A 19,539-nucleotide genomic window follows, 5' to 3' on the forward strand; every position below is an offset into this window, starting at 1 on the left:
TTCAGCCTAGTGCTGTGACGCGCCCTGCCCGGCCGCCGGCGGCAAGCCCCGTGAGCGGTCCACGAACCTCCGGGGCGGCGCGGCGCGAGACTTCGCGTGTGCGAGATCATCCACCCCGCAGCGCGGGTCCGGACCACGGACCCGCGCCGCGGTTCGCGCTACCAGCTCTCCGGCAGCGGTTTGCCCTCCGCGTAGCCGGCCGGGCTCTGGATGCCCAGGACCGCGCGTTCGTGGAACTCGGCCAGGCTGCGCGCCCCCGCGTACGTGCACGCGCTGCGCACCCCCGCGCCGATCGAGTCCACCAGGTCCTCGACGCCGGGGCGGGCCGGGTCCAGATACATCCGCGAGGACGAGATGCCCTCCTCGAACAGCGACTTGCGGGCCCGGTCGAAGGCCGACTCGGAGGCCGTGCGCAGCCGGACCGCCCGCGCCGAGGCCATCCCGAAGCTCTCCTTGTACAACCGGCCGTCGCTGTCGCGATACGCGTCGCCCGGCGACTCGTACGTGGCCGCGAACCACGAGCCGACCATCACGTTCGACGCCCCCGCGGCCAGCGCGAGCGCGACGTCGCGCGGATGCCGTACCCCGCCGTCCGCCCACACGTGCCTGCCCAACCGGGCCGCCTCGGCCGCACACTCGGCGACCGCCGAGAACTGCGGCCGGCCGACACCGGTCATCATCCGGGTCGTGCACATCGCGCCCGGCCCCACGCCGACCTTCACGATGTCGGCCCCCGCCTCCACCAGGTCGCGCACGCCCTCCACGGTCACCACGTTGCCGGCCACCACCGGAATGGGCGGGTCGAGCGCCCGGACCGCGCGCAGCGCCGCGAGCATCTGCTCCTGATGGCCGTGCGCGGTGTCCAGGACGAGGGTGTCGACGCCCGCCTCGATCAGCCCCTCCGCCTTGTGCGCCGCGTCGGCGCCGATGCCGATCGCGGCGGCCACCCGCAGCCGGCCCTCGGCGTCGACGGCCGGCGTGTACAGCGTCGAACGCAGCGCGCCCGTCCGGGTGAAGACGGCGACCAGCCGACCCTCGCCGTCCACGATCGGCGCGAGCTTGTGCCGCCCCTCGTACAGCCGGTCGAACGCCTCGCGCGGGTCCACCCCGTCCGGCAGCGTGAGCAACTCCGTGGACATCACCCGCGCGAGCTGCGCGAAGCGGTCGACGCCCAGGCAGTCCGCCTCGGCCACGATCCCGATCGGACGCCCGCCCTCGGTCACCACGACCCCGCCGTGCGCCCGCTTGGGCAGCAGGTTCATCGCCTCGCCGACGGTGTCGGTCGGCGCCATCGTGATCGGCGTGTCGTAGACCAGGTGGCGCTGCTTGACCCAGGAGGTCACCTCGGCGACCACGTCGACCGGGATGTCCTGCGGGATGACGGCGAGGCCGCCGCGCCGGGCGATGGTCTCGGCCATCCGTCGCCCGGCCACGGCGGTCATGTTCGCCACCACCACGGGGATCGTGGTGCCCGTCCCGTCGGAGGTGGTGAGGTCCACCTCGAGGCGGGAACCCACGTTGGAACGCGACGGTACGAGGAAGACGTCGCTGTACGTCAGGTCGTGCGGCGGTACCTGCTCGTGGAGGAATCTCATGCCGCGGAACGTACCCACCCAAGGCCCGACTACCGACTCGTTGCCCTCGCTCGCCAGGGCAAGTCACAGCGTCCCGGCGTCCTGACGATCAGGTCGGCCGGGTCCCCGCCGCCGAAGTGCTGCTGCCCGGTGACGAGGTCGCCGTCGCGGACGGCGAAGCCCTGCCGCGCGAATGGGCCGACTCCCGGAAGCCGTCCGCCCGGCGTACCGGAACGCCTGGCGCCCCGCCTACCTCGATATGGACCTGTGGGTCGCCGCAGACTGACGAATCGCCGGACGAGCACCGCATGCGCCGAGTCGACGTGGCGGCGAGTCCCCCGCGGCCGGCGAGCGGTCGCGGGGGACTTCCGTGCCGGGAAGGCTGGTCGGGTCAGCTCTCGGCGCGCAACGGGCGGAAGAACGCCCGTAGTTCGGCCGCGACCCGATCGGGTTCCTCGTGCGCCATGAAGTGCCCGCCGCGTTCCGGGGTGCTCCAGTGCCGCAGGTCGATGAACATGCGTTCGGCCAGGCTGCGGGGGTAGCCGCGGTAGGCCGGTTCGTTGCTCAAGGTGATCGCCCCGGGCACGGTGATGGGCGGGACCGGCTCGTTCCGCGGGTAGTCGTAGTACTGACGGAAGGACGAACCGATGCTGCCGGTGGCCCAGTACAGGGTCGCGATCGTCAGGAGCGTGTCCTTGTCCCAGCGGGTCTCCAGATCGCCGGCGCAGTCGCTCCAGTCCCGATACTTGTCGGCGATCCAGGCGACGAGCCCCGCCGGGGAGTCCGCCAGCGCGGCGGCGATCGTGTCCGGCCGGGTGCACATGATCTCGCTGTAGCCCTGGTCCTCGGCGTCGTACGCGGCGAGGGCGTCGAGGTAGGTCTGTTCCTCGGCGGTCGGCGGCTGCGCCCGGAAGTCGCCGGCCAAGACCGCGGAGGTGATGTGCACGCCGGCGACCTCGCCCGGGTACAGGGCGCCGAGCCACTGCGTCACGCCACCGCCGATGTCCCCGCCGAAGGCGCCGAAGCGCCGGTGGCCCAGGGTCTCGGTCATCAGCTCGTGCCAGGTCTCGGCGACTCCTCTGCGGGTGAACGGCCCCTTGGGCAACTCGGAGTACAGGAATCCGGGCAGCGAGGGGACGACCACGTCGAAGGCGTCGACCGGATCGCCGCCGTGGGCGGCCGGGTCGGCCAGTCGCCCGGCGACCCGGAGCATCTCCACGAAGCTGCTCGGCCAGCCGTGCGTGAGGACCAGCGGCAGCGGCGCGGGTGTGCCCTCGGCCCGCTTGCCGCGGATGTGCACGAAGTGCACGCGACTGCCGCCCACTTCGGCGAGGTAGTGCGGATACGCGTTGAGCGCCGTCTCGGCCGCGCGCCAGTCGAACCCGTCGGCCCAGTAGGCGACGAGTTCGCGCAGGTAAGTGGGATCGACGCCGGCGGCCCAGTGGGTGGGGTCGGAGGCGGCGGTGAAGAGGGTGCGGCGCAGGCGGGTCCGCAGGTCGTTCAGGACGTCGTCGGACACGGAGATCCGGAAGGGTGTGGCGGTCATGATTCCTTCACGCGGGAATGCTCTTGCGAGCGGGCGCTCCCGAACCGCCGGTCAGCCGGACGCGGCGACCGGGAGGGCCCTGATGAAACGAACACGGGCATGTGCCATGGGGATTGTCATCGGGCTCACCTCCTGGTGTGTCGTGCGTCGCGGGTCACTCTACACACCCATGGGCGCGGTGCGGGCTCCCCGCCGGGTGGGCGCGGGACGGGCGTGTAACGCGCCCGAGACGCGCCGCCGGCGGGGAGCCCCACTGTCCTCGAACGCCGGACGGGCCCGGCGCGGCGGTCAGCCGCAGCAGCCGGTCGCGGGCTCGGCCGCGCCGGTCACGGCGAGGGGCACGCCCGCGTCGTCGGCGGGCAGGCAGCAGGCGCTGTCGGTGTGCTTGGCCAGGGTGTCGGCCTCACCCTTGACGACGTAGACCTCCCACGGCTCCCGGCCGGGGCCCTGCACCCACACCTTGTCCTGGACGGCGTAGCAACAGGACGTGTCGTTCTCCTCCAGGGTGACCAGGCCGGACGCGGCGAGCCGGGTGGTCGCGGCGGTGACCTCCTCGGTGGTGGCGACCTCGACGCCGAGGTGGTCCATGACGGTGTCCCGACCCGGCTCGCCCTGGATGAGGACCAGCTTGAGCGGCGGGGAGGCGACGGCGAAGTTGGCGTACCCGTCCCGGATCTTCGCGGGCTCGGTGCCGAACAGCTTGGTGTAGAAGGCGATCGAGGCGTCGAGGTCGGCGACGCGCAGGGCCAGTTGGACTCGGGACATGGCGATTCCTTCGGGTGGTGGCGCACGGATCGGCGGGCGCGGTCGCGAGCGCGGTTCCATGAGGGCGGTTCCACGAGCACGGTGCCTTGGGTGCGGCCCGCCGTACCGACTCCCTATATTGATGGTTGTCGATACAGAAAGCTTTGCTCTTGATTCGACATCTGTCAATATGGGGGCATGCAGAAGCTCGTGCCGTTCGATGTGACCGCGACCGACGAGGCGCGGTGCTGCCCGCCGGTGGCCCGCGAAGCCCTGGGCGTCTCGGACGCCGAGCGCCTGGCGGGGATGTTCAAGGCGCTGGGCGACCCGATCCGGCTGCGGCTGTACTCGATGATCGCCGCGCGCGGCGGCGAGGAGGTCTGCGTGTGCGACATCCAGGACGTGGGAGTCTCCCAGCCGACCGTGAGCCACCACCTGAAGAAGCTGCGCGAGGCCGGCCTGATCACCGGCGAGCGCCGCGGGACGTGGGTGTACTACCGGGCCGTCCCCTCGGCGTCCGCGTCGTTGTCCGCGCTGCTGGACGTGGACGCCTGAGCCGCCGTTCCCGGCGCGCGGGCGGGCCTCAGAGCTGCCCGGGGAGCTTGACGATGGTCAGGTAGAACTCGTCGATCCGCCGGATGGCGGCCACGAACCCGTCCACATCCACGGGCTTGGTGATGTAGGCGTTGGCGTGCAGGTCGTAGCTGCGCAGGATGTCCTCCTCGGCCGACGACGTCGTCAACACCACCACGGGAATCCGGCGCAGTTCGGGGTCGGACTTGATCGACTCCAGCACCTCTCGGCCGTCGCACCGGGGCAGGTTGAGGTCGAGCAGGATCAGGTCGGGTCGCGGGGCGTCGCCGTGCCCGCCCCGCCGGTACAGGAAGTCCAGGGCCTCGACCCCGTCCCCGACGACGTGCAGGGTGTTGCCGATCTTCCCCTCGAAGGCCTCGCGGGTGAGCAGCACATCCCCGGGATCGTCCTCGACCAGCAATACCTCGATGGGCCGGGCAGTCGTGTCCATGCGGGAATTCTCGATCCCGGGAGTCGCTCGACGCAAAACCCGGATCGCGCCCCGGCCCGGTCGAACGGTGTCGGATCGCGGAACGTCGGGGGGATCGAGTCGACTTGCGGCCGTGGGGATGGGCGTGCGGATCGGGGCGATCGCCCGGCGAGACCGGGGTCTCGCCGGCCCGTGCCGGCGCGAAGGTAGCCTGGCCGCATGGGAACGACCATCACGTACCTGGAGATGACCTCCCCCGACCAACTCCGGCCCGCCCGCCCCGTCCCGGCGCTCGGGCTGCGCCGGATCGACGCCGACTCGCCCCTGGTACGGAGCACCCCCAAACGCATCGGCAACGCGTACGGCTGGCGCAGCTCGACCCGATCCGACCAGGAGTGGCGGGAGATCGTACTCGCCCACCCGCTGCGCCAGTTCTGGCTCATCACCCACGACGGCGACACGGCCGGCGCCGGCTACCTGGAGCCGCAGCCCGGTGGCGACGTGGAGATCACCACGTTCGGCCTGGTCCCCGAATTCGTCGGCAAGGGCCTCGGCGGCAGCGCCTTGGCCCTGGTCATCCGCCAGGCCTGGACCGGCCCGCCCGTGGATACGGACACCGTGCGCCGGGTGTGGCTGCACACGTCCAGCCGCGACCACCCGAACGCCCTGATCAACTACCAGAGTCGGGGTCTGCGCCCCTACCGCACCGAGTTCGACGACTCCGAGGACTGACCGGAAAGCGCCGAACTCCCGGGATCCGTCGGCTCGACGGCCGCGGTGCCCGAGGTGTCCTCCGAGGCGGGCGCGCCTGCCGGTACGTCCGCGATCGCCGGTACGTCCGCGTCCGCCTCCCGCCGGGCGCGCAGCTTCTCGGCGATCGCGTCCGTGCGGGCGCGCAGCGCGCGGGTACGCTCCGCCGCCGCGGCGGGGTCGGCGGCGGCCGCGGGCGTCGCCGTCACGACCTCGACGCCGTTGGCCCGCGCGGTGGCCACCAGGCTGTCCGCGACGGCGGTCTGCCGGGCCAGCAGCGCGGTCGCGAACAGGCTCGCGCGCAGCGTCTTCTCCCGGCCGAACCGTCCGCGGTAGGTGATCTCACAGGCCACCTCGGCGCTGTCGAGGCGCCGGTCGTCGGCCTGTTCGAGTGACGCGAGGACCACGGTGACCAGGCCCTCCACCACCTTCGTGACCGCCCACTTGCGGCCCGGCAGCGGCGGCAGCACGTCGCGGACCCGGTCGATCTCGGCGTCGAGGGCGGCCGTGGTCATCGACGCGAACGCGTCGTGCAGGGTCAGCCGGACGACCTTCTCCCACTCGATGTCCTCGCCGTCGAACCCGACCGTCTTGGGCCCGAACCGCACCGCGCCGAGCCCGTCGAGGAGCCGCAGCGGTCGGGCGGTGATCGCCGGGACCTTCGGGTGCCGGGACACCAACGCGCCCAGTGAGAACTCCCATTGCACCGCGGTGGGCGCCGCCGGCGCGGGCAGCGCGTCCAGCGTCGAGTGCACCCAGTCCCCCGACGCGATCCGGGCCCGTCCGGCCCCGATCCGGCTCCCGACCGCCGCCCGCCCCGACGCGGCGGCCGACCCGACCGCCCCACCGATACCCCGCAGTTGATCCTTTATCGCCATCGCCCCGTACTCCCCTACGACACTGTTCGGTAGTCCCCATCGCCGATCACCCTAACCAGATCGGTCGGCGCCCACACGCGGCCGTCTCGTCCCCGTCCGCCCGGCGTCGGGGCGCGGCGGGCCGGTCAGGGCCGGTCGCGGGGGTAGACCGTGTCCAGGAGGTTGCGGACGAATCGGTCGAGGTCGTCCAGTTCGGTGGCGGCCAGGGTGTCGGGGCCGCCCGCCAGCAGGTGTGGGATAGCCGCGTGCAGGGCCAGCGTGACGGTAGCGGCGCGGGGTGCGGTGACGGGCAGTCCGGCGGCGCGCTGGGCGTGCTCGAAGCCGGCGAAGTCGGCGGCCGCGATGGCATCGAGGATCTCCGCCAGCCACGGTTTGCGGGCCGCCTCCGTCTGCAGTTCCAGGTAGGCGAGCAGGCGGGGTCGCCCCGGCCCGGCGACGTTCGCCAGGAGGGCGCGGAGCATGGCCTCCAGGCTCTCCCGATCCGTGGGCGCCTCCCTGGGCACCTCGCGGTACTGCTCGACGCATCGCTCGGCGACCGCCCGCAGCAGCGTGTCCCGGGTCGGGAAGTAGTTCTTGGCGGTGCCCGGCGGCACCTCGGCAACGGCGTCGACGGCCCGGTGGGTCAGGCCGCGCCCGCCGGATTCCGCCAGCACCTCGATCGCCGCGTCCCGAAGGCGGTCTCGTCGCTCCTTGTTCACCTTGTCGATACTACCCCAGCCGTGGTACCACGGTTGTGGTGATTCCATCGGCGACGCGGTAACGATTTGGAGTGTCCTGTGCCTGTCGGCTATCTGGTGACCGTGACCTCCGTCGCGCTGAGCACGCTGTCGGCCCTGGCGCCCGTGCGCCGGCCGAGGCCGCTCGCGAATCTGAGCTTTCGGCTCGGCGTCGCGGTCAACGAACTGCCGTTCATCGCCTTCTACTGGCTCGCCGCCTCGACCTGGCTGGCGATCGGCCAGGGCGACGTCGATTCACCGGCAGCCTGGGCGGTGGTCGGCGTGGCCGTCCTGGTCGTACCCGGGCTCGCGATCGTCGCCCGGCGCGGGATGCGGGCCGGGCCGACCATCGAGTACGCCTTGACCAAGGGCTTGGGCACCGATTGGCGCACCACGATAGACGCCGAGACGGGGGCGGGGCTGCGCCGCCGTCGTCCCCTCGCCCGCATCCTGCTCAGGCCGTTCCTGCGCCGTCGCCACGACGTCAAGCGCGTGGCGAACATCAGCTACGGCGACGCCGGCCGGCGGAACCTGCTCGACGTCTACCACCACCGCGCCCGCCCGTCCGGCGCGCCCGTACTGATCCACCTGCACGGCGGCGGCTACACCGGCGGGCGCAAGAACAGCCAGTCGCTTCCGCTGATCTACCGGCTCGCGAGCCAGGGTTGGGTGTGCGTCAGCGCGAACTACCGCCTGCGGCCCGCCGTGCGGCACCCGGATCATCTGATCGACTACAAGCGGGTGATCGCCTGGGTGCGCGAACACGGCCACGAGTACGGCGCCGATCCGGCGGTGCTGTTCGCGTCGGGCACTTCCGCGGGCGGGCACATGGCGGCGCTGGCCGCGCTCACGCCCAACGACCCCGCGTTCCAGCCCGGTTTCGAGGACGTGGACACCTCGGTCACCGCCGTCATCTCGTTGAACGGCTACTACGGCAACTACTACGACCAGGGGAAGGACTCCTCCCCGCTGGGATACGTGCGATCGGACGCGCCGCCGTTCTTCCTGGCGCACGGCGATCGGGACACCGTGGTGCCCGTGCAGATCGCGCGGGTCTTCGCCGACACGCTGCGCAGTGCCTCGACCGGCCCGGTCGTCTATGCCGAACTCCCGGGCTCACAGCACGCGTTCGACCTGTTCCACTCCTTCCGCTTCGAGGCGGTCGTCGACGGGGCCGAATCCTTCGCCGCCTGGGTGCGAACGCGCGAGAAGGAGCACCGGACCGAGCGCACGCCTTCGGACGGGGCGCCCCCGTCGGTGCCGGCCACTTCGCGAACGTGACCTCGGGTGACGCGGCGGCCGGGCCGTCGAACAGCCGTCCCGCGCCGCCGATCGAATGTCCGGCCTGATTAGGATCGATGCACGTCTGTCGATGTCGAAAGGGGCTTCTTCGATGAGCAGCGCGCACGCCCGCCGGGTCGAAGTGCCGCCGGCGATCGGAGCAGACGAGGAGTTCGCGGGTTCCGATTACGCCTCGGCGTTCGAACTGGCCGTTCCGGAGGCCGGGTTCCGCACACCCGAGCAATGGGCACGAGCCGTGTTCGAGGGCGCTCCGCTCGTCCTGCGGTGGATGGTGACCCTGGGCTGGACCGTCGTCCTGCGCCTTCGCCTGGGCCCGAGGCGGTCGCCGGAGCACATCCTGGGTTGGCGGATCGCAGACTCCGGCGCCGGCTCGATCACCCTCACATCGCGCTCGCGACTGATCACCGCGCACAACGTCGTGGTGGTGCGCGATTCGAGCGTCGTGTGGGTCACGTTCGTGCGCTTCGACCGACGAATCGCCCGCCCGGTGTGGGCCGTGGTCGCGCCGGTCCACCACCTGACGATCCCCTACCTCCTCAGGCGCGCGCACCGATCACGCGCGGGCGGATAGGAACGAGACACGTCCGTGTACGGCTCGCGGGGGGCAGGATCGGCATCAGCGCGGCCCCTTCCTCTTGGCGGACTTCGATCCGGGTTTCGATCCGGGCTTCGAACCCGGCTTCGAACCGGGCTTGCCACCGGGTTTGGGCACGGACTTCCTCGACGCGGGCTTGGCCACGGACCTGGCGGCTTTGGGGGTGGGCTTCGGCGATTTCGCGGTGGACGTGCCGGGGGACTCGGCGCCGGATCCGCCAGTGGACCCGGCGCCGGGCTTCGGGGAGGTGACGTCCCGCGCGCCCCGGAAGCCGCGCTCGATCGCGCGCCGTACCGCCTCCAGACGGGCCGGATGCGAGATGACCCTGCCGTTGAGCAGGCCGCTGAAACCGACGAGGCGGCCCGTACCGCCGAATTCGCACAGTTCGACCTCGCGCGTGCCGCCCGGCTCGAACCGCACCGAAGTGCCCGCCGCGATGTTCAGCCGCATGCCGATCGTCGCAGGCCGCTCGAACGAGAGCGCCGAGTCGACCTCGAAGAAGTGGTAATGCGAGCCGACCTGGATCGCGCGGTCGCCGGTGTTGTCCACCGAGACGGTCAAGGTACGCCGCCCCGCGTCGAGCTCGATCGGATCCTCGCCGTAGATGTACTGCTGTCGAAACACCATGGGATCCGGACTCCTACGAGACAGGGGAAGGAGAGGGAGCAGGGGCGGGGGCGGCGGCGGGGGAAGGAGTCGGTGCCGGTGCCGGGGCGTGGACCTGTGCCGGGGCGTGGCCGTGGCTGCGGCTATGGCCATGACCGTGGCTCCGCCCGTGCGGGTGGCCGTCGGCGTGACTGTGCGCGGTCCCGTGCTCGTCGGCCGCCGTGAGACCCGTCGCCAACCCGTCGTCGCCGTGGGTCCGCAGCCGCTCCAGGGCCGTACCGATCCGCGCGGCCAGCACGCCGGCCGCCGCCGGCGCCGACAACAGCGGGGTCACCCCCGGCACGGGCGGCAACACGAACGACGCGGGCAGCGCCACCGTGCGCGCGGCGCCGAGCACCCGGCAGCGGGCCAGGCCGTGATCCAGGTCCGGGTCGCCGCCGACCAGGGCCACCTCCACGATCCGATGCTGCCCGTACTGCCACACCAGGCGCGCGATCCGGTACAACTCCGCGTCGTCGTACGGGTCCCCGGCGGGCGCGGTGACCAACAACGCGGCCTCCGCAGGCACTCGTGCCGCCGCCGCGCGCAGCCACCCCGTCAGGTGCCGCGCCGTGCCGAACCCCTCGGTCAGCACCACCCGGGCCCGTTCCGCCGCCGGCAGCGCGAGCAGCGTACGCGCGGTGTGCGCGGCCAGCTCGCCATCGCGCCCCAATGTCATCGGCACCACGCACACCCGCCCGGCCCCGGACCGCGACAGGGCCGTCACCGCGCGCTGCAACTGCCGCCCGCACGCCACCGAGGTCACCCCGGGACCCAGCAGACCCGGCAACGCCGCGCCGTTCGCGCTCTCGTGTCCGCCGACCGCGACCACCGCGACCTCGCCGACCGCGATCCCACCGACTGCGACCTCACCAAGCATGGTCAGCCGCCGATCGGGTCGTGGCAGGACACAAGCAGCTTGTCGATCTCACAAGGGGCCAGATTCATCGTGCGGACCTTTCTCGGAGCCGAACCGGGGCAACTGCCGGCCGGCGGCCATCAGCACCCACGTGGTGAGGACGAACGGCCACGTGAACGTGTGGCCGCCGAAGGGCTTGAAGAACGACGTCATCGACGCGGTAGACCCGGTCGTCGTCGCCGCCGCGCCGAACAGCGCGTACGCCCCGCACCACACGGTCCGCGGCAGGAGCACGGCGCGGCCCGGCCGTAGCGGGGCTTCGGGTGATGGCGTTCGCGGCGGCCGGGAGCGTGGCGGGAGAACAGCGCGGTCGGCGGAGTCGGCGGGGTCAGTCCGTACGGCATGAGGAACGTCGTCAGCGCCGCGGTCGGCAGCGTGCACAGGATCGCGCCGGTCAGCGGATCCGGCCGGAGATCGACCTGCGCGACCCCGCGCAGCCGGGGCAGAGCCGCCGCCGAGGCATGCGCGGCCGTGCCGGGGCCAGGCCTCGGAGTCGCGACGGACACAGCTGCTCCTCGTACCCATGAACATTCGGTCGACGGTCGTCTTGTCCCGGGTATCCACCGAACCGGGCCGCCAACCTCCCGCATTGGAGTGAAATACGATGATCCGCCGCAATGGGCGGCGGCCCCGGGTGGTGATCGGGCGGGGGTGCGGACGTCGTCGGCGCGGGCGTGCATTCGTGGGGGTGCGCGTGCTCGGTCGATGGGTCTTCGCGTGTTCGGCCGTTGGGTCTATCGCGTGTTCGGCGGTGGGTCGGCCGCGAGGTCGGCCCAACGGTGGGGTGACGGGTTGTTCGGGCCACGTGTGCGCCAACCGGGCGCGGGTGGTGGGTGGTTCCCGGGATGGCCGCCCGCCGTCGCCGCCGGCGCGCGACGGCGGCTGGTTTAGCCGCCCACCGACAGGGCGACCATGTGGGCGTCGCTCGGCCCCGGTTCGCTCGCCCGGGTTCGCTCGGCCCCGGTTCGCTCGGTCCGGGTTCGCTCGGTCCGCGTTCTCCTGGAGAGTCATGAGCTCGAACCAGCCGGTCCCCTGGGTCGGCGCGTGGCAGGTGCTGCGCAACCCCAGGATCTGGCTGACCCCCACGGTCATCGTCGGGCTGGTGGCCTTCCTGCTGACCATGCTGTACATGGGTGGCATCCTCAGCCCGCGAACGGACCTGAGCCGCCTGCCGATCGGACTGGTCAACGCGGACCGAGGCGCCCCGGTGGACGGCCGCCAGGAGAACCTGGGCGCGCGGATCACCGCCGCCATCGCCGCCGCGCCCGACCCCGGTCGGCGGGTCTCCTGGCGCGTGCTCGACGAGGCCACCGCCCGGGACCGGCTGGCCTCGGACCGGCTCTCCGGCGTACTCCTGGTGCCCGACGGCTTCACCGCCTCGGTCGCGGCGCTGGACGACCCACCCCGGGGCGGCGCGCCGGTCCCGCCGACCATGACGGTGCTGACCAACCCCGGCGCGGGCAGCCTGGAATCGTCCCTGGCCACCGCCATCGCGCAACAGGCCGCCCACGAATCCTCGATCCGGCTCGGCGCGACCCTGACCGGCGGCCCATCGGCGGCGGCGGGCGAGGCCAGCGCCGCCGCCGGGTTGCTGCTCGCGGATCCGATCACGACCGAAATCAGGGTCGGGCATGCGATCGGCCCACGCAGCGGGTTGGGGCTGACCGCCTTCTACTACACGCTGTTGCTGGTCCTCTCCGGCTTCCTCGGCGCCAACATCATCAGCAACGGCGTCGACGTCGGCCTCGGCTACGCGGCGAGCGAGATCGGGCCCTGGCGCACACAGCGGCCGCTGATCCACATCAACCGCACCAACACACTCGCGGTCACCTGCGCCATGTCGACGGTGCTCTCGCTGCTGACCGCGAGCCTGATCATGTTCGCGTCGGTCGGGATCCTGGACATGTCCGCCACCCACCTCCCGCTGCTGTGGTTCTTCTCCGTCTGCGCGGCCACCGCCGTCGGGCTGGGCGTCCAGGCGATCAACGCGGCCTTCGGCGGCATCGGACAGCTGGTCAGCATGTTCGTGTTCGTCGCGCTGGCCCTGCCGTCCTCCGGGGCGACCATTCCGCTGGAGGCGCTGCCGCGCTTCTTCCGGGTGCTGTCCGAGTTCGAGCCGATGCGCCAACTCAGCGGCGGCGTCCGGGCGATCCTGTACTTCGACGCCCGCGCGGACGCGGGTCTCACCAGGGCCTGGATCTGGATCGGCATCGGCATGGTCGCCGCGTTGGCCTTCGGGTTCGGGATGACGTCGTACTACGACCGCAAGCAACTGCATCGGATCGTCCCGACGACCACGTAGCGCGAGAGCCCACCGGTTCGGCGACGCAACGACGCGACGGTTCACTCGTTCGGCGATTCACCGGTTTGCCATGCGGGCCACGGTCGGCGACACCACGTTCCCGCCGCCGTGGGCGCAGTAGGCGGGTAGCCGTCCGGGACGGTGCCGACGGCTGGTGTTCGCGGCCCATCGGGACGGCGGGCAACGGCAGTTCATCGAACGCCCGGTACCGACGATGCGGGACGAGTCGCCGGCGCCCGTGCTCGCCTGGGCGCAGGAACGACTCGACCGGCCGCTCACGATCGGCGATCTGGCGGCCCGCGCGGCGGTCAGCCCGGCGACGCTGTAAAAGGGCCTCTGACCTGGTACTTGCATGGCGAGTTGCATGGCGAGCCGCATGGCCAGATGCAACGGGATATGTGCGGCAACATACGCGGGAACATGTACAGCGATGTGGGCGGCGACCCGCAACGTGAGCCGTTCGGGAACCCGCTCGGGAGTACGCACGGAAACCCACACGGGGACACGCACGCGCATCGGCAACGACGGCACCGGAAGAAACGGCACGCCAAAGGGCGTCCGAGATCGAGCGAAGCTCACTCGGACGCCCCGACGCCGCCCTCCCGAGATCCGGGGGCGGCGATGGCATCGACTACGCACCGGAAGGTGCGAATGAAGGTAGGCGGCCCAGAGATCAAAACGGCCGTGGAGGGTTTCTTTTGGAGAGAAGTAACCACGGCCTACGCACCTGAGCCACCTTCACTCTATGCCGGATCCGACCCGCCACGCAGCGAATATCCACTCGTGTCGCGACGATCGATCCCGAACCCCACCCACAAGGCCGCACCGACGAACATACTCGGGTGGCGAGCACGCGCGTCCTCGCCCACACGCCGGCCGCCGTGCGATTTGCAGTCCATGCCCGGGTACCCGGCGGGGGCTCGACTACCCGATGATCTCGTCGAACTCGTCCGGTGGCAGTGCGGACAGGGTCTGGAGGGCCCTGACGAACCCGTCCCGATCCGCTGCCGGGAGGCGGGAGAGCAGCTTCTCCTCGCGGAGTTGGATGGCCGACTGGACGGCGTCGCGCAGCCGGCGGCCTTCGTCGGTGAGCGAGAGCAGTCGGACCCGGCGGTCGGCGGGGTCGGGTTCGCGGCGGATCAGGCCGCGCCGCTCCAGGTCGTCGAGGATGCCGATGATGCGGGTCTTGTCCGCGCCGATGGCCTGCGCCAGCGCGGCCTGTGTGCGCACCGGGGTGTCGTCGAGTCTGAGCAGGACCGCGTAGGCCCACATCGCGAGGCCGTGCGCGTCCAGGACCGGCAGCTCGGCGGCGGTGAGCGCGCGCGTCAACGGCACGAGCATCGCTGCCAGATCCCGGCGGGCGGGCCGCCCGTGGGACGCCGTGTCGTCCTCTGTCGTGCGCTCGGTCATGGCCAAGAAGATACTCCTTGACAGATGATAAGCATGAGCACACGATAAGCTCATGCCTACTAATTGGATCGACATCCGAGCCTTCGACGCCCGCGCCGTGCGCTACAGCGTCGAGATCGTCCGCCGGGTGACCGCCGCCGATCTCGACCGCCCCACTCCGTGCTCGGACTGGAACCTGGCCGAGCTGCTCGCCCACATGACGGCGCAGCACCGAGGCTTCGCGGCGGCCGCGGCCGGGGACGGCGGCGATCCGACGAAGTGGGAGGTGCGTCCGGTCGGCCCGGGCGAGGCGTCGAGCGCGATCGCGATCGGGGAGTACGCCATCGCGGCCGATCTGGTGATCGACGCCTTTGCCCAAGTCGGGACGCCGGAGCAGCAGTTCGTCCTGCCCGAGTTCACCGAGGGCCCGTCGTTCCCGGCGGACCGGTCGATGGGCTTCCACTTCATCGACTACGTCGTGCACGGCTGGGACGTGGCCCGCGCGCTGGGCATCCCCTTCGAGCCCGACCCCGAGCTGCTCCCGGCCGCGCTCCCGGTCGCGCTGGCCGTCCCGGGCGGCGAGCGACGCCTCGAACCGGGCGCGGCCTTCCGCCCCGAACTCCCGGATCCGGCCGCGGAGCCGGTCCCGGCGACCACCCTCGACCGCATCCTCGGCACGCTCGGCCGCTCGCCGAGGTGGCCGGCGTAGTCGGGGCCGGAGCACCGGGGCGCCGAGGCGCGGTGGGCGGTGGGCGGCGCGCCGAGGTCGCATCCGCCCGACGACGACGCGCCGCTATCCGTCCCCGAAATGCCGCACGTAGCGCTTCTGCCAGGGTGTTTCGACGGCGTGGGAATCGTACTCACGTCGAACGAACTCGACCGCCCGGTCGGCCGGCACCCCGTCCAGGATCGCGATGCAGGCCAGCGCGGTGCCGGTCCGCCCGCGCCCGCCGCCGCAGGCCAGTTCGATCCGTTCGCCGGCGGCCCGCTCCCATGCCTCCCCGAGCGCGGCTCGCGCGTCCGCGCGATCGCTCGGCAGCCGAAAGTCGGGCCACCGCAACCACCGTGATTCCCAGGGGACTTCGGGGGGCTGTTTACCAAGGAGATAGACGGCGTACGTGGGCGTCGGGCCGGTCGGGAGCGGCCGCCTGAGGCCGCGCCCGCGGAGCAGGCGTCCCGAGGGAAGACTCAGGACGCCGGGGTCGGCGGGTGTCCAGGTTTCGGTCATTGGTAGTTGGAGGCGCGGTGCTCCTTGCGGGCCCGTTTCCTCCGTCCCCTTTCAATCCGTGCGTGCGGTTTTCCCGCACACGGCTTACCGATGATCTTCTTTGCTGGATTACGCAGTCTTCGGGTACCGGACCGTGCCGCGAAGGCGGTACAGCCCGTGCCCGTGGAACCAGTCCCCATCCCACCGATCGACCTGACCGGCACGTAGATTGCGGCCCCGTTTCTTGACCATCAGGCCACAAAGCCGACGCTCCACGTAATGGTCGATCTGGCGGAACTTGATCGCGGCATTGCCGGTCCGAAAGTAGCCACCCCAGCCGCGCAGGATCGGATTCACACTCGCGATCACATCGCGAATATCCGCTCCCGCACGATTACGACCGGTCCGCTCCCGCACTTTCTCGCGTATCCGCTTCATCGCCCGCTGGGACGGCCATCGGTGCAGGTAATAGCGCCTAATACGCTTCTGCTCCCACAGCTTTCCCGACATGCGAGCGCGGAAGTGGCACCCGAGAAAGTCGAAACCCTCCCGGCCGTCCCCGAGGTCGATCACCCGGGTCTTGCCCGGATGCAGTTGCAACCCGAGCCCGCCCAGGATCCGCCGACTCGTCTCCAGCGCCGCCTCGGCCTGCCGCGCGGAGCGGCACAGCACCACGAAGTCGTCGCAGTACCTCACCAGTACCCCGACATCTCGCGCGACCATCTCGCGGTCGAAAGCGTGCAGATAGATGTTGGCCAGCAAGGGCGAGATCACCCCGCCCTGGGGCGTCCCGGCCAGCGTGCGACGGAACTCCCCTCCGTCCAACACCCCGGCCCGCAACCACTTACGGATCAACTTGAGCACCCGCCGGTCCGAAATCCTCCGCTCGACCTCGCGCATCAACAGCGCGTGATCGATCTGCCCGAAGAAATCACGGATATCGGCCTCGGCGACATGCGTGTACCCACGCGGAAAATGCACGCGGACACACTCCATCGCCTGCGTCGCGGACCGCTTCGGCCGGAACCCATACGAGACATCCAGAAAATCCGCCTCGAAAATGGGCTCGATCACCAAACGAGCCGCCTGCTGAGCCACCCGATCCCGAACAGCAGGAATCGAAAGAGGGCGCCTGCCACCATCGGATTTGGGAATCTCCACGCGCCTGGCCGGCGCGGGACGATACGTGCCGTCCAGCAAAACCACACGGAGCTCATCGAGAAACCGGTCCACTCCGTACCGCTCCACCTCCTCCAGGGTGACCCGATCCACCCCGGCGGCACCACGGTTCTCACGCACGCGCACCCACGCCCTCAGCAGGACGTCACGCCTGCCGATACGGTCGTACAAGGCATGGAAGCGCCTGCCCGGCGACTGCTTGGCCGCAGCCCATAGCCCGCGTTGAAGTTCTCGCACGTTGTCTCGGACGGGCCCTCGTGCAGAATGCGGGTGCCCGTCGTCGGGGTGGTTGGACCGGGCGGTCCCGGTCATGCCCTTGCGCTTACCTTCTTCACAGGCGTGATCAAAGTGAGGGCCCTTCCCTCCCGGCGCGTTGTGTTGCACGCCGATCGGCGGTACTACGACCCCCTCGGACTCCCGCCGCGCTCCGGAGAACTTCACCATCGGCTTATATCCCCGGTCTCTGCCCCGACGAAGGGCGTGCGCGGACGGGTCTCTCCTGTTCCCCACCAGGCCGTGAACGCGTGCCACTCTCCATACCCCGGGAGAACCCGACGAGCCGACCCCGGAACGGAGCCCGCCGGACGTGGCCTTCGCCGTGACATGAGCGGCTCGGCTTCTCCGTCGTAAGTGTGACGAGGCTGCAAGATTCGCTTGATGCTGCGGCCCGCGTTCTTGCTCCCTCCGAAGAGGCTCTTGACACCCCGCTCGGCCCGCCGGATCTCTCCGACGAACTGGGGCCTGCTACCGGGCGCTCCGGTGCCTACCCGGGCGGGACTTGCACCCGCTGGTCTGATGGAGCTTTCAGGACGCACCATGGACGCACCGTAGTCCCAGCTTCGCGGCAGGCTTCAATCCCCGAGGGGCACCGGAGCCACCGTTGCCGATGCCGATGCCGATGCCGGTCACGAGGTCAGGTACTGCTCCGCGAAGTTCGCGGCGGGCTCGATCGGCGTGATGACGTCGACCAGGACCCCGCTGGGGTCGGCCACGATGAAGTGCCGCTGGCCGAAGTCCTCGCTGCGGATTTCCAGTTCGGCCTTCAGGCCCTCGCGGATGACGAGCCGGTCCCACTCCGCGTCGACGTCCTCGACCTCGAAGTTGAGCACCAGCCCGCGCACGGGAAAGCGGTACGCCTCGGGCAGCGTCGGGTGCGTGTGGTCGAGCAGCGCGAGCTCGTACGGTAGCGCGCCTGTGCGCCGCAGGCTCACGTACCAGTCGGCCTCGAACGTGGTCTCGAAGCCCATCAGTCGGGTGTAGAAGTCGAGGGACTCCTCGAGCCGAGAGGTGCAGATCACAGGATAGAAGCTGGTCAGCGTCATGGGAACTCCTTCACATACCGTCGGTATGTGAAGTAAAGTATTGACGTACCATCGGTATGTCAATGGACCTGGACCTGGACCTGGACCTGGACAACGGCCAGCGGGAAGTGGGAGCGACATGACGGGCGCCGCCGGCGGCAGGGCACAGCAGCGGGAGCAGACCCGGCGGACCCTCGTGCGCGAGAGCAGGCGGCTGTTCGCGACCCTGGGCTACGGCGAGGTCGGCCTGTCCGAGATCGTCGCCGCCGCGGGCGTCACGAAGGGCGCGCTCTATCACCACTTCACGAGCAAGACCGACCTGTTCCGCGCGGTCCTGACGGAGGTACAGGAAGAGGTGGGCGAGACCGTGGCCGCGACCGCCGGGACCCATGCGGACCCGTGGACGCAACTCACCGCCGGATGCCAGGCGTTCCTTACCGCCTGCACCGCCCCGGACATCCAACGGATCATGCTCGTCGACGGCCCCGCCGTGCTGGGCTGGACCGAATGGCGTGCCCTGGACGCCGCCGGCTCGGCACGCCACCTGTCCGAGGCGCTCACCGCCCTGATCGACGCCGGCACCATCCCCGCCCAGCCGGTCGCCCCGCTCACCCACCTCCTCTCGGGCGCCATGAACGAGGCGGCCCTGTGGTTGGCCCGTTCCACCAACCCCACCGACCTCCCCGACACCCGAGCGGCCCTGTCCCGAATGCTGGAGGCCCTGAAAACGAAGTAGCGAAACAAGGAAAGGACAGGCCCACCGACGTCTCTCCCCACCGCTACCGCCCGCAAGCCTCCTTGAGGAGCGACACGTCCACCACTTCACGCTCCAGGTCCGTCCCGAGGACCTCGACCGTGACGGCCTCCCCGACCTCGACCACATCCGCCGCCGCACCCAGATACCCGAGTGGCGGTCGAGGAGCGATGTGTCCCGGCGAACCTCAGGCCCACAAGGTCGGGCGGGACTTGGTGTGCCAAGCGCGTACCGCTGCCGCGTCGGTCGATTCGACGTCGGTCGGGAGGGCGGTCGGGTCGAGCCAGGTCAAGCGGGCGCATTGGTCGGGCTCGGCGTTGACGGGGTCGCCGGCCCAGCGGGTGGCGTGGAAGTACCACCCGATCACGGGCGTGCCCGTCTCGCTCAGCACCTGGCTGACGAACGCCGTGCGCAGGTCCGCCGCCGCCACATCCGCGCCGACCTCCTCCTTGGTCTCCCGGGCGCACGCCTCGACGAGCATCTCGCCCGGATCGGCCAGCCCACCCGGGAGCGCCAGCAGACCGTCGGCGAACCCGGTGTCCTTGCGTTCCATGAACAGCACCGCCCCATCCGCGCGTTCGAGGATGATGGCGGCGTAGGCGATGGCGTTGTGGCGGTGGTCGCTCAAGTGTCGGTCTCTCTCCGAAATGGTCGGGGCGGCGCCGATGACCGGCCGACCGCAGCACGCGTACACCCGGACCAACGACCACCCACGGACGGACGTCACGCACACCC

At 70.9% G+C, this 19,539-nt stretch carries 20 protein-coding genes and 3 pseudogenes; 8 read left to right on the forward strand and 15 right to left on the reverse strand.

All coding sequences use genetic code 11. From position 1 onward, the window contains the following. Window positions 1–158: 158 nt before the first annotated feature. From OG928_RS38740 to OG928_RS38750, 3 genes are all read right to left on the reverse strand, one after another. A complete protein-coding gene (locus OG928_RS38740) occupies window positions 159–1,595 on the reverse strand; it encodes a GuaB1 family IMP dehydrogenase-related protein (protein WP_331766688.1) in 1,437 nt (478 codons plus the stop codon). Between the two features lie 370 nt (window positions 1,596–1,965). Beyond that, window positions 1,966–3,120: an epoxide hydrolase family protein gene (locus OG928_RS38745; RefSeq protein WP_331766689.1), complete on the reverse strand. Its 1,155-nt coding sequence runs from the start codon at window positions 3,118–3,120 to the stop codon at window positions 1,966–1,968. A gap of 288 nt (window positions 3,121–3,408) precedes the next feature. Continuing rightward, the gene (locus OG928_RS38750; protein ID WP_331766690.1) at window positions 3,409–3,885 is read right to left on the reverse strand and encodes an ArsI/CadI family heavy metal resistance metalloenzyme; all 477 of its coding nucleotides are present in this window, start codon (window positions 3,883–3,885) and stop codon (window positions 3,409–3,411) included. 177 nt (window positions 3,886–4,062) lie between these two features. On the opposite strand from OG928_RS38750, the gene OG928_RS38755 reads away from it, so the two are divergent. Next, window positions 4,063–4,419, forward strand: a complete 357-nt coding sequence (locus tag OG928_RS38755) for a metalloregulator ArsR/SmtB family transcription factor (protein WP_331766691.1) — start codon at window positions 4,063–4,065, stop codon at window positions 4,417–4,419. Window positions 4,420–4,447: 28 nt separating this feature from the next. On the opposite strand, the gene OG928_RS38760 is transcribed toward OG928_RS38755, so the two are convergent. Next, window positions 4,448–4,888, reverse strand: a complete 441-nt coding sequence (locus tag OG928_RS38760) for a response regulator (RefSeq protein ID WP_331766692.1) — start codon at window positions 4,886–4,888, stop codon at window positions 4,448–4,450. Between the two features lie 198 nt (window positions 4,889–5,086). Between OG928_RS38760 and OG928_RS38765 the strand changes: the two genes are divergently transcribed. Further along, window positions 5,087–5,599, forward strand: a complete 513-nt coding sequence (locus OG928_RS38765; protein ID WP_331766693.1) for a GNAT family N-acetyltransferase — start codon at window positions 5,087–5,089, stop codon at window positions 5,597–5,599. Here OG928_RS38765 and OG928_RS38770 read toward each other — a convergent pair. Next, a complete protein-coding gene (locus OG928_RS38770) occupies window positions 5,566–6,495 on the reverse strand; it encodes a hypothetical protein (RefSeq protein WP_331766694.1) in 930 nt (309 codons plus the stop codon). The two genes, OG928_RS38765 and OG928_RS38770, sit on opposite strands and share 34 nt — an antisense overlap. 125 nt (window positions 6,496–6,620) lie before the next feature. Next, window positions 6,621–7,193, reverse strand: coding sequence for a TetR/AcrR family transcriptional regulator (locus OG928_RS38775; protein ID WP_331768267.1), 573 nt, complete (start codon window positions 7,191–7,193; stop codon window positions 6,621–6,623). A gap of 78 nt (window positions 7,194–7,271) precedes the next feature. Here OG928_RS38775 and OG928_RS38780 point away from each other — a divergent pair, with 78 nt between their 5' ends. Together OG928_RS38780 and OG928_RS38785 are read left to right on the forward strand one after the other, a co-directional pair. Beyond that, on the forward strand, window positions 7,272–8,492 hold the full coding sequence (locus tag OG928_RS38780) for an alpha/beta hydrolase (RefSeq protein WP_331766695.1): 1,221 nt from the start codon (window positions 7,272–7,274) through the stop codon (window positions 8,490–8,492). A gap of 112 nt (window positions 8,493–8,604) precedes the next feature. After that, entirely contained in the window at window positions 8,605–9,084 is a 480-nt protein-coding gene (locus OG928_RS38785) for a DUF2867 domain-containing protein (protein WP_331766696.1), read from the forward strand. Between the two features lie 171 nt (window positions 9,085–9,255). Here OG928_RS38785 and ureB read toward each other — a convergent pair. From ureB to OG928_RS38805, 4 genes and pseudogenes are all read right to left on the reverse strand, one after another. Then, a pseudogene (gene ureB / locus OG928_RS38790) lies at window positions 9,256–9,735 on the reverse strand (urease subunit beta); the annotation flags it as partial. Window positions 9,736–9,748: 13 nt separating this feature from the next. Continuing rightward, window positions 9,749–10,633, reverse strand: coding sequence for a cobalamin biosynthesis protein CbiX (locus OG928_RS38795; RefSeq protein ID WP_331766697.1), 885 nt, complete (start codon window positions 10,631–10,633; stop codon window positions 9,749–9,751). 48 nt (window positions 10,634–10,681) lie between these two features. Then, window positions 10,682–10,909 (reverse strand): annotated as a pseudogene (locus OG928_RS38800) (urea transporter); the annotation flags it as partial. Further along, the gene (locus tag OG928_RS38805) at window positions 10,822–11,178 is read right to left on the reverse strand and encodes a hypothetical protein (RefSeq protein WP_331768358.1); all 357 of its coding nucleotides are present in this window, start codon (window positions 11,176–11,178) and stop codon (window positions 10,822–10,824) included. The gene OG928_RS38805 and the pseudogene OG928_RS38800, both read right to left, overlap by 88 nt. A gap of 503 nt (window positions 11,179–11,681) precedes the next feature. On the opposite strand from OG928_RS38805, the gene OG928_RS38810 reads away from it, so the two are divergent. Both OG928_RS38810 and OG928_RS38815 read left to right on the forward strand, forming a co-directional pair. Continuing rightward, window positions 11,682–12,974, forward strand: coding sequence for a DUF3533 domain-containing protein (locus OG928_RS38810; protein WP_331766699.1), 1,293 nt, complete (start codon window positions 11,682–11,684; stop codon window positions 12,972–12,974). Between the two features lie 145 nt (window positions 12,975–13,119). After that, window positions 13,120–13,299: pseudogene (locus tag OG928_RS38815) on the forward strand (AraC family transcriptional regulator); the annotation flags it as partial. A gap of 599 nt (window positions 13,300–13,898) precedes the next feature. Here the strand turns inward: OG928_RS38815 and OG928_RS38820 are convergent. Beyond that, window positions 13,899–14,384 (reverse strand): MarR family transcriptional regulator, encoded by a 486-nt coding sequence (locus OG928_RS38820; RefSeq protein ID WP_331768268.1) that lies wholly within the window; start codon window positions 14,382–14,384, stop codon window positions 13,899–13,901. Window positions 14,385–14,436: 52 nt separating this feature from the next. Between OG928_RS38820 and OG928_RS38825 the strand changes: the two genes are divergently transcribed. Next, entirely contained in the window at window positions 14,437–15,072 is a 636-nt protein-coding gene (locus OG928_RS38825; RefSeq protein WP_331766700.1) for a TIGR03086 family metal-binding protein, read from the forward strand. Window positions 15,073–15,156: 84 nt separating this feature from the next. Here OG928_RS38825 and OG928_RS38830 read toward each other — a convergent pair whose 3' ends face one another. The 3 genes from OG928_RS38830 to OG928_RS38840 form a co-directional block, all read right to left on the reverse strand. Continuing rightward, complete coding sequence (locus tag OG928_RS38830; RefSeq protein ID WP_331766701.1) at window positions 15,157–15,591, reverse strand: protein phosphatase; 435 nt, start codon at window positions 15,589–15,591, stop codon at window positions 15,157–15,159. 108 nt (window positions 15,592–15,699) lie between these two features. Continuing rightward, window positions 15,700–17,193 (reverse strand): group II intron reverse transcriptase/maturase, encoded by a 1,494-nt coding sequence (ltrA, locus tag OG928_RS38835; protein ID WP_331766702.1) that lies wholly within the window; start codon window positions 17,191–17,193, stop codon window positions 15,700–15,702. A gap of 461 nt (window positions 17,194–17,654) precedes the next feature. After that, a complete protein-coding gene (locus tag OG928_RS38840) occupies window positions 17,655–18,071 on the reverse strand; it encodes a VOC family protein (RefSeq protein WP_331766703.1) in 417 nt (138 codons plus the stop codon). Window positions 18,072–18,189: 118 nt separating this feature from the next. Between OG928_RS38840 and OG928_RS38845 the strand changes: the two genes are divergently transcribed. After that, the gene (locus OG928_RS38845) at window positions 18,190–18,786 is read left to right on the forward strand and encodes a TetR/AcrR family transcriptional regulator (protein ID WP_331766704.1); all 597 of its coding nucleotides are present in this window, start codon (window positions 18,190–18,192) and stop codon (window positions 18,784–18,786) included. 205 nt (window positions 18,787–18,991) lie between these two features. On the opposite strand, the gene OG928_RS38850 is transcribed toward OG928_RS38845, so the two are convergent. Then, window positions 18,992–19,432, reverse strand: coding sequence for an NUDIX domain-containing protein (locus OG928_RS38850; RefSeq protein WP_331766705.1), 441 nt, complete (start codon window positions 19,430–19,432; stop codon window positions 18,992–18,994). Window positions 19,433–19,539: the final 107 nt, after the last annotated feature.

Source organism: Embleya sp. NBC_00896, assembly GCF_045207785.1.
GTDB lineage: Bacteria > Actinomycetota > Actinomycetes > Streptomycetales > Streptomycetaceae > Embleya.

Bases quoted from the DNA above. Each gene is read 5' to 3' on its own strand.
- OG928_RS38810 (WP_331766699.1), top strand. From the start codon at position 11,682: ATGAGCTCGAACCAGCCGGTCCCCTGGGTCGGCGCGTGGCAGGTGCTG.
- OG928_RS38755 (WP_331766691.1), top strand. From the start codon at position 4,063: ATGCAGAAGCTCGTGCCGTTCGATGTGACCGCGACCGACGAGGCGCGG.
- OG928_RS38785 (WP_331766696.1), top strand. From the start codon at position 8,605: ATGAGCAGCGCGCACGCCCGCCGGGTCGAAGTGCCGCCGGCGATCGGA.
- OG928_RS38830 (WP_331766701.1), bottom strand. From the start codon at position 15,591: ATGACCGAAACCTGGACACCCGCCGACCCCGGCGTCCTGAGTCTTCCC.
- OG928_RS38820 (WP_331768268.1), bottom strand. From the start codon at position 14,384: ATGACCGAGCGCACGACAGAGGACGACACGGCGTCCCACGGGCGGCCC.
- OG928_RS38745 (WP_331766689.1), bottom strand. From the start codon at position 3,120: ATGACCGCCACACCCTTCCGGATCTCCGTGTCCGACGACGTCCTGAAC.
- OG928_RS38765 (WP_331766693.1), top strand. From the start codon at position 5,087: ATGGGAACGACCATCACGTACCTGGAGATGACCTCCCCCGACCAACTC.
- OG928_RS38760 (WP_331766692.1), bottom strand. From the start codon at position 4,888: ATGGACACGACTGCCCGGCCCATCGAGGTATTGCTGGTCGAGGACGAT.
- OG928_RS38770 (WP_331766694.1), bottom strand. From the start codon at position 6,495: ATGGCGATAAAGGATCAACTGCGGGGTATCGGTGGGGCGGTCGGGTCG.
- ltrA (WP_331766702.1), bottom strand. From the start codon at position 17,193: ATGGTGAAGTTCTCCGGAGCGCGGCGGGAGTCCGAGGGGGTCGTAGTA.
- OG928_RS38750 (WP_331766690.1), bottom strand. From the start codon at position 3,885: ATGTCCCGAGTCCAACTGGCCCTGCGCGTCGCCGACCTCGACGCCTCG.
- OG928_RS38845 (WP_331766704.1), top strand. From the start codon at position 18,190: ATGACGGGCGCCGCCGGCGGCAGGGCACAGCAGCGGGAGCAGACCCGG.
- OG928_RS38740 (WP_331766688.1), bottom strand. From the start codon at position 1,595: ATGAGATTCCTCCACGAGCAGGTACCGCCGCACGACCTGACGTACAGC.
- OG928_RS38795 (WP_331766697.1), bottom strand. From the start codon at position 10,633: ATGCTTGGTGAGGTCGCAGTCGGTGGGATCGCGGTCGGCGAGGTCGCG.
- OG928_RS38840 (WP_331766703.1), bottom strand. From the start codon at position 18,071: ATGACGCTGACCAGCTTCTATCCTGTGATCTGCACCTCTCGGCTCGAG.
- OG928_RS38825 (WP_331766700.1), top strand. From the start codon at position 14,437: ATGCCTACTAATTGGATCGACATCCGAGCCTTCGACGCCCGCGCCGTG.